Annotated in this window: 14 protein-coding genes; 10 read left to right on the forward strand and 4 right to left on the reverse strand. The window is 67.0% G+C overall.

The genetic code is table 11. The annotated features are described in order from the left end of the window. Nucleotides 1-260: 260 nt before the first annotated feature. The 8 genes from ABZ192_RS16965 to ABZ192_RS17000 all read left to right on the forward strand — a co-directional run bounded on the left by ABZ192_RS16965 (nt 261) and on the right by ABZ192_RS17000 (nt 8,015). Nucleotides 261-611, forward strand: coding sequence for a hypothetical protein (locus ABZ192_RS16965; protein WP_356925266.1), 351 nt, complete (start codon nt 261-263; stop codon nt 609-611). After that, a complete protein-coding gene (locus ABZ192_RS16970; RefSeq protein WP_356925267.1) occupies nt 611-2,104 on the forward strand; it encodes a C2 family cysteine protease in 1,494 nt (497 codons plus the stop codon). The genes ABZ192_RS16965 and ABZ192_RS16970 overlap by 1 nt, the downstream gene beginning before the upstream one ends. 64 nt (nt 2,105-2,168) lie before the next feature. Further along, complete coding sequence (locus ABZ192_RS16975) at nt 2,169-2,477, forward strand: hypothetical protein (protein ID WP_356925268.1); 309 nt, start codon at nt 2,169-2,171, stop codon at nt 2,475-2,477. Then, complete coding sequence (locus tag ABZ192_RS16980) at nt 2,458-3,243, forward strand: hypothetical protein (protein WP_356925269.1); 786 nt, start codon at nt 2,458-2,460, stop codon at nt 3,241-3,243. Before ABZ192_RS16975 ends, ABZ192_RS16980 begins: the two co-directional genes overlap by 20 nt. A gap of 125 nt (nt 3,244-3,368) precedes the next feature. Next, a complete protein-coding gene (locus ABZ192_RS16985) occupies nt 3,369-4,760 on the forward strand; it encodes a PE-PGRS family protein (protein WP_356925270.1) in 1,392 nt (463 codons plus the stop codon). A 74-nt stretch (nt 4,761-4,834) separates the two neighbouring features. Next, entirely contained in the window at nt 4,835-5,437 is a 603-nt protein-coding gene (locus tag ABZ192_RS16990) for a hypothetical protein (protein ID WP_356925271.1), read from the forward strand. 287 nt (nt 5,438-5,724) lie between these two features. Next, the gene (locus ABZ192_RS16995) at nt 5,725-6,402 is read left to right on the forward strand and encodes a hypothetical protein (RefSeq protein WP_356925273.1); all 678 of its coding nucleotides are present in this window, start codon (nt 5,725-5,727) and stop codon (nt 6,400-6,402) included. 176 nt (nt 6,403-6,578) lie between these two features. Continuing rightward, nucleotides 6,579-8,015 (forward strand): PE-PGRS family protein, encoded by a 1,437-nt coding sequence (locus ABZ192_RS17000; RefSeq protein WP_356925274.1) that lies wholly within the window; start codon nt 6,579-6,581, stop codon nt 8,013-8,015. 22 nt (nt 8,016-8,037) lie between these two features. Here the strand turns inward: ABZ192_RS17000 and ABZ192_RS17005 are convergent, their stop codons facing one another. The 3 genes from ABZ192_RS17005 to ABZ192_RS17015 all read right to left on the reverse strand — a co-directional run bounded on the left by ABZ192_RS17005 (nt 8,038) and on the right by ABZ192_RS17015 (nt 9,796). Then, nucleotides 8,038-8,487, reverse strand: coding sequence for a hypothetical protein (locus ABZ192_RS17005; protein WP_356925275.1), 450 nt, complete (start codon nt 8,485-8,487; stop codon nt 8,038-8,040). Nucleotides 8,488-8,656: 169 nt separating this feature from the next. Further along, nucleotides 8,657-9,496: a hypothetical protein gene (locus ABZ192_RS17010; protein ID WP_356925276.1), complete on the reverse strand. Its 840-nt coding sequence runs from the start codon at nt 9,494-9,496 to the stop codon at nt 8,657-8,659. 39 nt (nt 9,497-9,535) lie between these two features. Continuing rightward, the gene (locus tag ABZ192_RS17015; protein ID WP_356925277.1) at nt 9,536-9,796 is read right to left on the reverse strand and encodes a hypothetical protein; all 261 of its coding nucleotides are present in this window, start codon (nt 9,794-9,796) and stop codon (nt 9,536-9,538) included. 204 nt (nt 9,797-10,000) lie between these two features. Here ABZ192_RS17015 and ABZ192_RS17020 point away from each other — a divergent pair, with 204 nt between their 5' ends. Next, nucleotides 10,001-10,261, forward strand: a complete 261-nt coding sequence (locus ABZ192_RS17020) for a WXG100 family type VII secretion target (protein WP_031141039.1) — start codon at nt 10,001-10,003, stop codon at nt 10,259-10,261. 140 nt (nt 10,262-10,401) lie between these two features. Beyond that, nucleotides 10,402-10,947 (forward strand): hypothetical protein, encoded by a 546-nt coding sequence (locus ABZ192_RS17025; RefSeq protein ID WP_356925278.1) that lies wholly within the window; start codon nt 10,402-10,404, stop codon nt 10,945-10,947. 93 nt (nt 10,948-11,040) lie between these two features. Here the strand turns inward: ABZ192_RS17025 and ABZ192_RS17030 are convergent, their stop codons facing one another. Continuing rightward, nucleotides 11,041-15,522 (reverse strand): FtsK/SpoIIIE domain-containing protein, encoded by a 4,482-nt coding sequence (locus tag ABZ192_RS17030; RefSeq protein ID WP_356925339.1) that lies wholly within the window; start codon nt 15,520-15,522, stop codon nt 11,041-11,043. Between the last annotated feature and the right edge of the window lie 39 nt (nt 15,523-15,561).

Genomic DNA, 15,561 nt, shown 5'->3' on the forward strand with positions numbered 1-15,561 from the left:
GGTGAGTTACTTCAGCTCGCGCACCACCCCGAAGCCGCCCTGCACGGACACTGGTTAGCCCGCGCGGAGCCGGGGCGGCGTAAGGGATGCGGGATCCATGCGAATTGGGCACGTGGGAATTGTGGTGCCTGCGTGATGGTCGGGGAGATTTCGGCCGCCACCCACGCCACGAACACGCCCCTCGTATGCTTCCCCAGCCATGCCGTAGACCGGGTCACCAGAAACGGCAGGCGGTGCCAGCCAACGGGGAGGAAGCAAACGTGGGGCCCACGCCCGGCGACGAGGCCGCCGAGTTGAAGAAGCGGGCGGAGCGGCTGCGGGAGTGTGCGCGGGAGGCTCGGGCCCTGGCTCGTCGGCTCGGTCCGTATCTCGACAACGCGGTGAAGAAGGCCACCCCGCGCACCTCCGCCTTCCGTACCGGCGGTGACGAGGGCGCAATCTGGCAGGGCCCGTTCGCCGACGAGTGCACCGCCCAGCTCCAGCAACGGCAGCGCACGCTCAACAGCATGGGTACGGCGCTGCTGGCGGACGCCACCCGGTGGGAGAACCAGGCGGACGAACTGGACCGGCAGGCCAAGGACAAGGCCAAGGCCGGAACGGGCGGTAACTGATGGCCTTCAGGGGATTCGACGCGGCGCAGCTGACGGCGCTCGCCAACGATCTCGACTCTCTCGCCCAGAACTCCGGGAAGCTGCACAGCCAGCTGGGCGCCGTCCTGACCTCGGCCCAGCAGAACCTCCCGCCGGGACAGAGCGCGTCGCGTGATCCCGACCTCCAGGGTCTGGTCGGTGACGTGGTCCCGATGCCGTCGTTCTTCGGGCGTCGGCATCTGCCCGGCTCCCTCGGCGGAGAGCTCGGCGACATGCAGACGTCGATGAAGCGCCGTATCAGGCAGTTGGAGGGGCTGGCGGAGCTGGCGAAGCAGGGATATCCCGTCAGCGACAACAGCGTCTTCCTCGACGAGAAGTCACCCGACGCGAAGAAGATCGACGACGCCCTGCGTCATCTGCAGGAGCTCCAGGGCAAGGACTTCGGCACCGACGGCAACCGCGACGACCTGGAGAAGATCTCCGGCGAGCTGGACGGGCTGACGTCCGCCGAGCTGGACGCGCTCACGGCAAAGGCGTCCCCCAAGGACCTGGCCTTCTACAACCAGCTGATCACCAACACCGACGACTCCGGCTGGAACCCGTTCGACGAGAACGGCCTGCCCGAGGACAAGCGCCGGAACACGCTCAGCCTGATGCTGTCCAAGGTCAGCCCGGAGAACGTGGGCAAGTTCACGGCTGCCTTCCCCGGAGTGCAACCGACGTTCACCAACACGGATGCGTACGAGAGCGGCGGCAACAGCCAGAACGGCCAGACCAACAACGGCATCCACTGGGCGCTGCCGAGCGACCCGCTGTTCAACGACGGCGTCTCGGCCGACGACGTCAACCAGAACCAGTTCGGCGACTGCTGGTACGTGGCCTCGCTGGCCGGCCTCGCCCAGAAGAACCCCGCGTTCATCCAGGAAGGCATCAAGCAGAACCCGAACGGCACGGTCAGCGTCCGCGTCTGGGACAAGGAGGGCAACCACCAGTGGGTCACCATGACCGCGGACCTGCCCAGTGACCAGAACGGCAACCCCATCACCACGTACGGCAACGGCGAGACCTGGCCGGCGTACTACGAGAAGGCCTTCGCGATGGTCTACTCGGACGACGGCGACGGCGAGCGCGGCTACGGCGGGATCGAGGGGGACGACCCGAAGAAGTCCGCTCCGTACCTGACCGGCCAGGAGGGCCAGGACCTGAAAACGGGCGGCTTCCTGGGCATCGGCGAGCACGACGACAAGAACATCGAGTCGCTGAAGAAGGCATTCGACGCCGGGAAGGTCGTCACCGTCTCCACCCCGGACGACGAGAGCCTGGACAAGAACCACCCGCAGGAATGGGGCAACACCTACCACAGCAATCACGCGTACTACGTCCGCGGCTTCACCGACGATGGCAAGGTCATCCTCGGGAACCCCTGGGGCGTGTCCAACTATCCGTCGATTACCGTGACGCAGGAGCAGTTCAACAAGTACTTCCAGGGACCAGAGGCGTTCGATGTCCCCTGAGCTTTCCCTCGATGTGTCACTCGATGTCCGGTAGGTGATGAGTGGAGTGTCCGAACGTCCGCAGGTGAAGTATCCCTTCGAATTCGACGGTCGTTGGGTCCTCCGCTACCACGTCCCGTACACGATCGAGCACGAGGGCCGCACCCACCGCATCGTTGCCACGATCTTCGCCCAGCCGGCGGTGCACGGCCGGATCCAGATCGGCTGCGAGGGCCGACCGGTCGCGGAGTACGACGAACTGACCCCGGGTGACGTGGTGGAGATCACCGGTGGCGTGTGGCGGGTGGCAGAGGTCGACTACCGCACCCGCATCGTGCTGGAGCGCGTGACCGACGGCGACAAGGAGGAGACCGGTGCTCAGGCCGGCGAGTAAGTACGGCATCGCAGGCGCCGCCCTGACCCTGCTGGCGCTGACCGGTTGCGGATCGTCGTCCGGCGGAGGCGGCGGCGATCCGACGGCCTCGCCCGCGACCTCGCTGGCGGCGGCGAAGGACAAGGGCCCGGTGTGCCTCGGCGATGCGCCGGCGGACGGTGTGCACGTACTGCGCGGAGGCGGCTTCCGGCTGCCCGGCGGCGGAGGTGTGCAGTACGCCACCGCGGACGCCGACGGCACGACGCGTACGGCGACACTGCGCGACGGGGCTCGCTACGAGTCGGGCCAGCAGCAGTGGACCGTCAAACCCGGGGGGCAGGTCACCCTCTCCGGCCACGCCTACAGCGTGCGGCAGATCTGCTCCTACCGTGTCGTCCTGAAACCGAAGGATGCCAAGGACAAGGCCGCGCTCGCCGCCGCGCCCAAGTCCCTTCAATCAGCGGGGGGCTCCGCGGACAACGGCCTATGCTTCACCACGAACCGCAGTGTCCTGGCCGCTGCCGCGAAGGGTTTCCCGGCCAAGGGCCAGACGCTCTCCCTGCTCGGCAACAGCGGCGTACAGCAGTTCCCCATCGGTCTGTCCCTCACCGTGTCGTACATCGACACCACGGCGGGCACGGCCGGCCTAGGCGCGAACTGCGCCGCGATTCCGGTCGCCGTCTACAAGAACGTTCGCGTCGGCGACTCGGTGGAGTTCGCGGGGGTGCTGTTCAAGGTGTCGCAGCTCACGGAGCAGGCCGTACGGCTGACGCGGACGAGCGCGTAGGGGCGGGATTACACCGTCTGCGTTCGGCCCGGCTCGATGCTCATCCAGCAGCCGCGCCCCGCCCTGACAGCCTATTCTGAGCCGCAGCGGCAAAGACCATGGGCTGTTGAGGGACGGGGGCAGGAATGTCGTTTCGGGCGGCGAATCCCGAAGACCTGGAGCAGTTGGCGAAACTCCTGGACGGGCGGGGTGGCTTGGAGGACCGCCTTGACGAGGCCTTCACCCGCGCCGCCCGGCTAGGGGTGAGCGGGCATCTGTCGCCCCTGAAACCGATGAGATCGTGGACTCAGAGCGAGGCCCGGGATCTGCGTAAGCGCGCCGTCATCCTGCGCCTGGAGAACGGCGACCCGATCGCCGGACTGTTGTGGGCTGGGTTCACGCCAAAGGACCTGGAGCAATACAAAGGCGAAGGGATCAAGCCGGAGACGCTGCTGCTAGCCAATTCGGTGGCAGCGAGTGACGACCCGAATGCGAAGGAATTGTCACGGCAGCCGGGTGAGAAGCTCGGCGACTGGGTCGCACGGCTGGAGGCGCATGCACTCTCGAAGGTCCCTGGTCTGGAGCCGCATGAAGAGACCCTCACCGAGATGATCAAGTTCGGAGCGGACGTGTTCAACGTTGCGGCCGCAACGCAGGTTGTCGCGGCGAGCGGCTTCTCGGGGACCAAGGTGCTGTTGGGTAATGCGGTGAAGACCGGCAGGCTGGGGCCGATGAAGGATGCCCTGTCGGAACGGTGGTCCGCGCCCGGCAACAACCGCATCCTGCGTTGGGCGGGCGGGAAGCTGGGAAACTACAACCCACCGATACGCTCCTTGTCCGCCCCCGGGAGCTGGCTTCCCGGACAGCTTGGCAACATGGCCTCTCGGAGCCAGACGTACCAAAGAGTTGCCAACGTGCCCTTCAGTTCTGGTTGGCTGAGCGACCGTTGGGGCGACGGGTGGGACAAGCTGCGAGCACGCGGCTTCATGAATTCCAAACTGCTGGGATTCACTCCCAACCAGGCCATCAACTTCTTCGCCGGGTCGGACGACATGGCGCGCATGTACGGCGGGCTGACCCACTCCGGGCAGCAAGTCACCCGCGCAGGGCAGGCCAGCCTGTGGAAAGTCGGGAAGGCCGGCGGGTTCCGCGCGGCAGCGAAGACCGCGGGGCTGTGGCGAGGGGCGGGCATCGTCGGTTCGGCGGGCGCGACGGTATTCTCCGTGGCCAACATCGCCACCATGGACCACGCGAAGGAGTGGAAGAAGAGCAAGGCCGGCTACCTGGCCAATTACGCGGAGGCCGGGTTCAACGCCTCCTTGACCGCGGCGATGGTCGCACCCAATCCGGTCACGGTCGGTCTCGCCGTAGGGACCGGCATCGTCTACGGAGGACTGAAGGTCGTCGAGCACTGGGACGACATCACGGAAGGTGCCGGCAAGGCAGCTGACTGGGTGGGCGACAAGGCGAGCGACATCGGGAACGACATCGCCGGCGGCGCCAAGAAGCTGGGCAGTGCACTCAACCCGTTCGACTAGCAACACGGGGGCCGCAGGGCAGCGAGATTCAGAGCTCCAGGAAAAACGTCCGCATGAAATGAGCAGGTGTCGCCATGGAAACGAGTACTGAGTCCCTGAAGTTCGAGCTGACGCCGTACAGAGTCAGCTCCAAGAAAGAGCTGCCCAAGGCCGGAATCAAGGGAGAGGTGGGGCACTTCGGATCCTTCACAGTGGAGCGCTGCCCGCTCTATCGGCCGCTCGAAAAGGGAATGGACACCGCTCGGCTGAGCGGTCCCGCCTTCCCGGAGACGACCTTCCGCGGGAAGCGCAGGTCGGGACAGCCTTCGCTGTTCAAGGCCGAGCTGACCCTTGACGGCAGGAACGCGGAGCTGCGGTTCAACGCGCGGGCCCTGCGAAAGGAAGACCGGGCGTTGCGCATCGCATACGAGGGCCGGGAGTACGTCTACTCCGTGGAGGGCCTGGGCGCGGCGAATGTTCTGGAGAGAGAGGGTGTCCGGGTCACCATCGAGCCCGGTCAGTACATCCCGTCGACCGGGACCGTCCGGGCGGGCACAGCCACCGGCCCGGTCGACGCCGTGGACCTGGCGATCGCCATCGTGCTGGAGGAGGTGGACACCGATGTCCTCACCCTGGGCGGCGCCGTGATGTCGTCCCCATTCGCCCTGATGCAAAGATTCTCGGACACGGCGGAGTAGCGAACGCTCAAATCAGAGGGGGACCGGCGGAATCGGCGCGAGTTATTCGGGAATCAGGGTGGCCGGTTGCGAGGACCTACGGACAGGTGACGCGATTGAGCTCGCGGGCGTCTTGTCCCAGGCGTCCGAGTTGTCCGACGACGTCATATGGATGAAGCGGACAAGCGCGTAGCGCACTGGAGTGTGCAGCTCGACCTCGGCCTCCGGATGCCCGGCCGTCCGGGACCTGACCTCACCAGCCGGGGTTATGGTCGGAACCCATCCTCAAAGTCACCCGGAGAGGCACCGTGTTCGGCAAGAGCAGGCACGTCGACGAACCTCCCATTCACGTCGTCCCCTGGACGGACGCCTGGGAGTTCGCCATCACCGACGAGGAACGGCCCGCCACGGGGCAGCGCAAGCGAGCCGTGCTCGGCGTCCGCGCCTTCAGGGTTCCGCAGGGCTCCGGTGGCCAACGCGTCAACGCGCCCTGTGCCTTCTTTCCGCCGCAGTCGTCGACTGCGGCGGATCGGCGGCTGTACGAGGACGTGGAAGGCGGCAGGCTGCTCTGCTCCCTCGACGAGCCACAGGACATCGAGGGCCGGCGCCACTACGCGGTGCGTGACGCGCAGGGGCAGGTCATCGGGACGATTCAGCGCATCGCTCCGCTGAAGCACGCCTTGAAGCCGACCTGGCGCATCGCCCAGCCAGGGCACCCCGAGATCGTGACCAGCGCGGAGTGGGCGAAGGGCGGCCCCAAGGAGATGGTCCAGCGAGGCGCGGGCAAGATGCTGCTGGGCGTCGTCCAAGCCGTCGCCGACATGGGGGCGGAGGGCGGTGACCAGCCGGCCAAGTCGCGAGTCCTCGAGTGGAAGGCCGACGACGAACTCGTCCTGACCTCCGAGGGCGACCGCAGGTTCCTGGTCCGCGCGGCGTGGCTGGACCGGCGCCTCGTCTTCGCATATGCGCTCCTGCGTACCGGCTGAGCACAGCCGAAGAGCGTGCCGAGTCAGGGCTTCTCTTAAGAGTGCGTTTGCATACAGTAAAGAGATGGTGATCGAACGATCTTGCGGGAAACCTCGTTCCTACCCTGGAGCAGCGACTCCACAGCCTTGACCGGTGTGGTTCCGGCACACACGCTCTGGGGATATGAAACGTGGGCATGAGAACGGTCAATCCGGACGACCTGGACCAGCTCGCGAAGCTGCTCGACGGGCGCGGCGGGGTGCAGGACAGACTGGATGAAGCATTCACCAGAGCCTCCAGGCTGGGTGTCACGAGCAAGTTGACTTCACTGAAGCCCCTGCGCGGCTGGGCCAAGGACACGGCACCGGATTTGCGCAAGCGGGCCGTCTTCGCCCGGTTGGAAAGCGGTGACCCCCAAGCCGGACTCATGTGGGCTGGGTTCAGCCCCAAGGAGATCGAGAAGTACAGGAGCAAGGGTCTCGGCCCCGACGCTCTCCTCCTCGCCAACTCCGTCGCGGCCAGCGATGATCCGAACGCCTACAGGTTCAAGCGACAGCCCGACGAGTCGCTGGCGGACTGGATCCAGCGGCTGGAGGCTCACGCCATAGCCCAGATCCCCGGGCTGCAGCCGCACGAAGAGACCATCGCCTCCATGATCGGCCTGTACGGCGACTGGGGCTCGGTGACCGCCGCCACGGCCGTCGTCACCCTTCAGGGCACGTCTCTGACCAAGGTGCTGCTCGGTAACTCGCTGAAGGCGGGCGCCCTTCGGAGCTGGAAGACGCGACTGGGCGTGGTCCTGCGAGGCTCCGAGAGCGGACTTATACGGTCCGCGGGCAACGGCCTGATCAAGTGGACCCCGAAGCTCCGTTCGCTGAGCGCGCCGGGCAGTTGGCTTCCCGGTCAGCTCGGTTCGCTCTTCGGCAGGAGCACCACTTATCAGAGCCTCTCCCGCATCCCTCTCACCAGCGGCATTCGCGGAGATCTGATTGGCCAGGGCTACAACTGGGTGCGCGCCACGCCCTTGATGAACACGCTCCGCGCCAACGGCGTCATCGACTTTCTGGTCGGTTCCGACCAGGCGGCCAAGATGTACGGCGGTTTCACACACTCCGGTCAGGCTGTCGCCCGCGCTGGCAACGCGAGCCTGATCAAAGTGTTCACCAAGGCCGCGAACAGCCAGCGGTTCGCCAACTCCGTGGCGGAGGCTACAAATGCCGCACGAGGCGCAGGGGCCCTGCGCACTGGCCTCGGGGCCGCCGCGAAGACTGCCGGGTTCCTGCGCGGCGCCGGCATCGTGGGCGGTGTCATGTCGACCGGCTTCAGTGCCGCAAACGTGATTTCTCAAGGCAACCCCGTCGACGCCTTCAAAAAGAAGGGCGCCGCGTACGTCGCCGATGTCGCCGAGGTCGGCTTCAACGCCTCCCTCACGGCGGCCATGGTCGCCCCCAATCCGGTCACCATCGGTCTCGCAGTGGGGACGGGCCTCATCTACGGCGGCGCGAAGGTCGTCCAGCACTGGGACGACATCAAGGAGGGCGCGGGCAAGGCGGCCGACTGGGTCGGTGACAAGGCGAAAGACCTGGGGAAGAGCATCGCCAAGTCCAAGGCGAACCCGATGAACTGGTTTTGACGTCCCGCTCAGGGACTGAGGGCTAAACCCGCAGCCCCCGCCGCCGAAGCCGCCCGTACAGTACAAGACTCTCTGTCGCGGTGAGCAGCCCTGCGGACGTCCAGACCAGGTATGGCGCAACGCCATTGACGTGACTGCTCAGCCGTGGCTTCAGCCAGCCTTCCGGATCGACCACCAGAGTTACGTTCTGCCCTTCCCTTAGGTCGTCGTCACAGCCGTCGGGGTCGTCCACTTCGTAGGCGTCGGGCCTGCCGGTATCAGTTGTCACGACCGTGCAGGCCCGGCCGTCCCCGTGTTTCTTCCAGTACCTGCTGACGTCGCCGATCACTGCGCCGTGTCGCACGCCACGGTCGTTGAGGAGGTAGTCACCCATGGCCGGCCCCACAAAGAGCATGAAGGCAAACCCGAAGACTGCTACGCACGCACCCGGTCCGGCACCACACATGGCCCAGGCAACTACCAGCGAGAGCATTGCCAGGATCGCACCCGTCAACATCAGTGGACCTTGGTGCTGAGCCAGCCACGCACAGCCGGTCAGCGCCAGGGGCAGAAAGACGAGGACCCCCAGCGTGCCGAGCCGACGCCGCAGTTCCTGTCGGCTCGCACGCGGATGCGCCTCGGTCCTGCCCGAGACTCCGGTATCACTCGGCCGCAATCAGCAGTTCTTCCTTGTCCGGCAACAGATCCGTCAGTTTCTCCCACACCTCGGCGGAGTCGGACTTCACCAGAACAAGCGCGCTGTCCGGGCCAACCTGGCCCGGCATGATGGGTTCTTCGGGCTGCTCGCGGATCCAGTAGCCGAGAGGGCCGCAGTCCCAGACGGACAGCGCGCGGACCATGGTGGAGCGCTGGCCCTCGTGTTCGCCGTCCCAGGCGGTGGTGATGCGCCAAGTGGCGTTCAAGGAGACGACCAAGTCGAGGAATTGGCCCAGGACCGGGTCCTTTAGCTTGGGGTCCGCCTCGATGAGTGCCTTGCGAACGAGGTCGCGGGTCGTGTCCTCGTCGGCGCCAGGCTCATCAAGAGTGACGAACGCGGCGTCCAAAGCGCCCATGGTCGTCTCGACTCGCACCTCGGGAGCGCCTTCCACCGGCTTTTCGCCGCGATGCAGGTTGACCTTGCGGGCCAGTTCCCACACGAGGGTGTTCGGCTCGATGGAGACGTACTCGGACTCTTCCTCGCCCGGCCAGCCGTCGTGTGAGATCACGGCCTCCTGGCCCACGACCACACCGTGGTTGACCACGCCGTGCTCGCCCGTGATCTCCACATGGATCATGACCATCGGGTCGGCCAGGGCGCCGAGCGGCTCGCGGAGAACCGGAGCCAGTTCTCCCTCCTCGCCGACCAGGCCGATGCGCTGGAGCTCGACCAGCGACTCCCACAGCTCCTCAGGCGGCGTCTCACCGTCCAGGAGGTGTGCGAACACAGCGATGTGGCGGTCGGCCAGCCGGAAACGGGCCCGGGAGCTGTCGTACGAGGGCACTGGTACAGGTTCCTCTCGCCGTAGCGGGGGCAGCGCCCGCTACTTCTTCTCGTCCTTCAGATCCTTGGCGTCCTGCGCGCACTTGTGCGCTTCGTCGCGCAGCGCCTTGGCGACCGTGCCGCACGTCGTCTGCCAGCCCTTGAGCCGCCCGCGCACGTCGTCCGCGTTGGGGCCCGACCAGGTCTTCATCCCGATGGTGCTGTGTTTCTTGGCGGCATCGACAAGTGAGTCAATGTGGTCGGCCAGCGACCTCAGCTGGCCGGCCCGCTGGTTGAGTTCCTGAATGTCAGGATTTGCCATAGCAGCCTCCCCCGCTGTCCCTGGAGCCTCAGCATACTGGGGCTCCGTGTAGACCTTCGTCGGGCTCCCGACCCAGGCCAACACCACTTGTTCACACGAGACTCCCATGTCCCAAGGCGCTGGACTGCAACTACGTGTGGTGCGGTAGCGTCCCTTGTTGCAAACGGATAGTCCGTTGACGTATGTGACACGGGGAGGAACGCCATGGATCGCGGTGCAGATCTCACTCAGCTTCGGGAGCTGTCCAAGCTCTTCGGCAAGAAGGCCACCGACCTCCAGGGCCTCATCAAGGCGCTGGAGTCTGCCACCAGCCACAGCTCGGGTTATTGGAAGGGTCCCAAGGCCGACCGCTTCCGGAACGACTGGCACGACATCAAGCCGACGTTCGACAAGTGGGTCGACACGCTGAACGAAGCAAGCAAGTCGGCCAACACCAGCGCCGACAACATCGAGCGCGCCACCTGAGCCGACGCGGCCGCGCCGATGCCACAGCCTGCCGGGGCATTCCTTCGAGGTCATCGATCCTCGTACGGGGTGCCCCCGGCGGCATTTGAGCAGAAGAACAAAGCTACGGCGTCCGCGTCCCTGCGATGACTATGGCCAAGGTGAGCAGCAACCGCCACACGGGCCGGTATCAGCTTCCACCTCATGTGGAAGCGGCACGCAAAGCGGCCGCCGGAGCGGCTGGATGGAAACCGCGGCCACCGCTCCCGCAACTCCGCGTGATTCTTGCCGGGTCCGGCCTGTTTCTGTTGTGTGCCGGGATGGCTCTTGCCTTCTTCCTCCCGTCACATTCCTTGGTTCAGGACCTGCGTTCCCGCGGGGTGAGTGCCGCTTCCACTGTCGTTGGTGTCGACTCGAAGCCGAAGTACGTCAAGGTCCGTCTCGTGAGCGGCCCCGAGGCAGGCACCGAGGTCAAGCTCTCGGAGTACGCCGGGATGCTTCCCGAAACGCAAACTGACGCTTCCATGATCGTCACGTACGATCCCGAGGTCCCCTCCCGGATCCTCACTCAGGGTTGGGTAGAGGACCCGCCGGCAAACCTGCCAGGCTACGGCGCTTCGGCTCTGGCGGTCATTTGCCTCGGCCTCACCACGGCAGTGATCTGGCGTCGTCTCTGGATTCTTCGCACGTGGCGAGAAACCAAGTGACAAGAGCGTTCGCAACACGGAGTCCTAGTCTCAGTGACACCCAAGCAGCGCCGAGGGGGGGCTCCCGCTCAGTGAGCGGGAGCCCCTCACGATTTACCCGTTCATCACAGCCTGAACCGGCACGAACGCCCCCCCAGCCACGAACAACCCACTGCCGGCTGCCCCGCCCCCACTGTTCGCAGGCAGCCGGATGCCGAACAGTTCGCCGTCCGACGTGCTTTGCGGTGTCAGCAGCATGCCGTTGCGGGACTTGCGGGCCTCGACTGCGAAGCCTCGGTACTGGCTGGACAGTGAGTCCGTCGTGCCGGCGGCGAGCAGGCCCACGCCGCCATCGGCTCCCTTGCGGATGACACCTTCCAGAGGCTCGTCCAGCGGCGCGTCATAGAGGAGTTCGGCGTCGTCGACCACGACGACGTACGGACGCCCGTCGAGTTGGTCCTGGAGCTCTTCCAGGTCGTCACCCGAGCTCTCCGCGTTGAGCACGCCGAGTACCCCTTCTCGGCCCTCGAGCTCCCGCAGCGGGGACCGGCGAGGTGTCACGACCACCAGGCGGGTGCCTGCTCGTAGAAGAGACTCGGCGGCGCACAGCAGTGCCGTCGAACGGCCGGACTTCGGTGGGCCGGCAATGACAAATCCGGGTCCGTTCTCCTCCAAGTCGATGCCGATGGGGTGGAGTTCGTCGCCTCCCACGGCGACCAAGGCCCACAGCGGCGACGGCGGCACGAAGTCCGGGTCCAGGGCCATCGCCTCCGACGCTGTGATGCGCGTCGGCAGAGCGTCCACGCGCAGGGGGCGGCGGCCCGCCGGGACGCGGCCGTAGCGCGTTCGCGCCTCCTCCGCGATCTCGCGGAGCGCGCGGACCTGGGCCTGGCCGGCCGGGTCCGGCGCCAGCAAACCGATCTGTGTCTCGTTTACGCCCGTGTCCGTGATACGAAGGGCGCGCCCGGGCGGCATGTTCTTCGGGACCTCGCGGGCCTGGAGACCGGCCGTTGAATAGTCGTTCGGGTCGGCGAAGCGCATGACGAGTCGGTCGGCGAAGGCCGAGGAGACGTGACCGCTCAGACCACTGCGGTCGGCCGTCATGACGACCTTCAGTCCCGCTGCGGATCCCTCACGGAAGAGCCTCTGGGCCGCTTCCAGCAACTGGCCGTAGTTGTAGTTCTCGAAGGTCGACGCGAAACCTTCCCAACTGTCCAGGAGCAGAACCATCCAGGGAAGGCGCTCCTCCGGGGAGGCTCCCGCGCGCTGCTCCGCCGCGCTCGAGGCGCCCTCCATCGCCAGTAGTTGCTGACGGCGGGCGATCTCCACCTGGAGGCGCTGGATCAGCCTGCGCACCCGGTCCGGCTCATCGCGGGTCACGACGGCGCCGACGTGCGGCACACGCACCAGGGGCAGTAGTGCGTTGGAGCCGCAGTCGATGGCATAGACGTGCACATCGTGCGGGGATGTGTTGCGGGCCAGCGAGCCGGCGAGCGTGCGCAGTGCGGTCGAACGGCCGGAACGAGCGCCACCGAGCAGCAGGGTGTGCTCACCGTGCACCAGGTCCAAGGACACCGGCATGCGAGTCTGCTTCGCCGGCAGGTCGATCAGGCCGTACGGGATGGGAGCCACGTCGTCGGCGGGCGTGGTGGCCGGTGCGCCACCGTAAGTGGACAGTTCGTCCAGCGTGACGGACTCCGCCAGTGGCGGAAGCCACGGGCTGCGCTGTTCGCCGAAGCCCATCCGCTCCGCACCGTCGCGCACCGCGTCCACGAGGACGGCCAGGTCGGTGACCATCGTGCCGTCGTCCTCGGCTTCTTCCCGCTTGGGCAGCGGGCGAGCGTAGGCGTTCCAGGGCAAGGGCACGAGCGTGGCCTTCGGCCCCGTCTGCCCCGTGGCCGGGCGACGGCCACCGATACGGGCCGACTGCACGCCTACGAGCGACTGGGCTCCGGAACGGACGTACATACGGCCTGGCGTCGACTTCGAAATCGCGCCCGAGTCGGGTGCGTCGATGACGTCCATCGACTCGGCGGCGTCGGTCACCCGCAGGGCGATGCGGAGGTTGGTGTTGGCCCGGATGTCGGCGCTCACCACACCCGCGGGACGCTGCGTCGCGAGGATCAGGTGCACGCCGAGAGAGCGGCCTCGGCGTGCGATGTCGACCAGTCCCGCGATGAAGTCGGGCAATTCCGCGACCAGGGACGCGAACTCGTCGATGACCAGGACGAGCCGGGGCATCGGCTCCAGTTCGGGGCGGAGCTTGCGGGTGTCGTTGTAGTCCTCGATGTCCTTGGCGGCGGCGTCGAAGAGGATCCGCTCCCGGCGATGCAGCTCGGCGGCGAGCGACGCGAGGGCCCGCTCGGTCAAGTGGGCGTCGAGGTCGCTGACCATGCCGACGGTGTGCGGCAGGCGGGCGCAGTCCATGAAGGCACTGCCGCCCTTGTAGTCGATGAGGACGTAGTTCAGGGCGTCGGGGCGATTCGCCACCGCCAGCGAGGCGATGATCGTCTGCAAGAGCTCGGACTTACCGGCACCCGTCGTACCGGCGACCAGGGCATGCGGCCCGTCGCGGCGGATGTCCAGGACGAATACGCCGTCGGCGGCGATACCAATGGGTGCGGATGTCGTCGAACCACCGGCCTGCCAGATGCGCTCCACGTCGACGCCCGCCGGGTTGGGCATGTTCAGCAGGTTCAGCAGTCGGGCCGAGGTGGGCAGAGCGGAATCCGCGTCGTCACGACTGACATCCCGGATGGGGGCGAGAGACCGGGCCAGGAGTTCACACCACTCGTAAGGCACCTGGTCGGCGAGGACGTCACCGACGGCCTCCAGGCCGTAGCCGCGCACCCGGACGTGGTGGGCCGCGTCGGGCGACCACGCCACGACAGCCTTGCACTCCTCGGGAAGCAGCCGCTCGTCCTCGTCGATGCAGAGGGCGAAGATCCCGTACTGCGGGCCCTCCGCCAGGAGTTGGGGGACGCCGGGTACGCGCCGCAGCAACCGTGCCCCGTCGAGTATCAGGAGCACGTTGGCGTCCGGATACAGCTGGCCTGTCATGTTGTGCTGCTCGCGGGCCGCCTTGCGTCGAGCCAGCTCGTTGAGAAGTTCGTTGACTCGGCGGCTGATGCCCTCCGAGTCGAAGCCGACCAGAGCGACGCAGTCCTGTCCCTCGTCGGGGTTGGTGTGGGGCAGCCAGTGTGCCCAGTGCCACTCGGCGCCGGCGGCGGGTGTCGCAGCCAGTGACACCAGTGACAGATCTCGGGGGCTGTGCAGCACGGCGGCCTGCACGCTCAGCCAGCGCGCGGTGGCGAGGGCGCGGGCGCGGTCGCCCGCGATACCGACCACGCCGAGCCGGGCAAAGGGCAGGGTGACCGGGACATCCGGAAGGAGCGGGGGCTCAGGGGGCTCCTCGTCGTGCGACGAGCCGCCGCGTGCGAAGACGAGTTCCACGTCGGAAGGCAGAGCGCCGACCCCGATGCGCAGTTGCATCGCGTCCGGGTCGGTGAGGCGGCGCTCCCACAGACGGCGGCGGGGGCCGGTCGCGTAGAGGAGGACCTCGGCCGGGTCGGGGTTGTCCTCGCGCCGGGCGCGCTGTTCTTCCTTGCTGAGGTTGACGAGTTCGGCCTCATAGGCCGCGAGGTCCTTCTTGTACTGCTTGAGGGACGTCTTGTGCTTCTTCTTGCCCTCGCGGTTCTCACTGATCCACTGGCCCAGCATCATGAGCGGGCTCATCAGACAGAACAGCAGCATGTAGATCTGCTTGGTGAAGAAGTACATGGCCAGCCCGAACAGCATGGGCATGAAGGCCATGATGAACTGGAAACGCGCGCGGTCTCCCTTGGTGGGGGGCACCGGCACGGCCAGCCGCCGCCGAGGCCGCAGCGGCGACAGCCGAGGAGGGCGGTTGTAGGCGAGACCGCCCTCGCTCATCGGAGACAGGTGCGCGTCCGGCTCGGCCACCTTGTCGAGCACGAGCAGCGAGTCGCCGACCCGTACGACACCGCCGAGCGGCCAAGGAGTCCCGGCCGCCACCGGGTCGTCGTTCAGCCTGATGTAGGCGCCGGCCTCCGGCGTGAGCACGACGTTGCCCTGGAGGTCGATCGTCAGCCGGAGGGCGACCGGCGGCAGTGAGGAATCCGGCAACGGCAACGAACAGGTGGGCGCCGATCCCGCCGTGGCCGCGCCGACACCCATCCGGACCACCCGCCCGGAACCGGGGCCGCCGGTCACCCGCAACTCGTACTGTCCGACGGGCTCGCCCTTGCGCAGTAGCGGGCCTATCGAGCCTTCTACGGAGACGCGCATGCCGTCCCGCAGGACGCCGGCCGCCGGTGCCGCCGGGTCGCACAGCACGCCATCGGCCCACAGCGCCGGCGCTCCGGTCACCGCTGTCCCGTAGCCGGGCAGCGAAGCCAGTGAGGTGCCGGGCATGGCGACGACGTTCCCCCTCCCACCGCCATGCGGGGCGACGCCTTGTCCGACGGCCTGCGCCAGTACCTCCGCGACATCGCCTGCCGTGGCGGTGTCATCTGCTGTGATGACGACGTCCTCCGGCTCACCGCCTTCGCGTACGACCGTGACCAGCATCCGCATGGTGGTCATCCTCCCCGTCGGCCCCTCTGGCCACGTTCG

Source organism: Streptomyces sp. NPDC006235 (assembly GCF_040613735.1).
Taxonomy (GTDB): domain Bacteria; phylum Actinomycetota; class Actinomycetes; order Streptomycetales; family Streptomycetaceae; genus Streptomyces.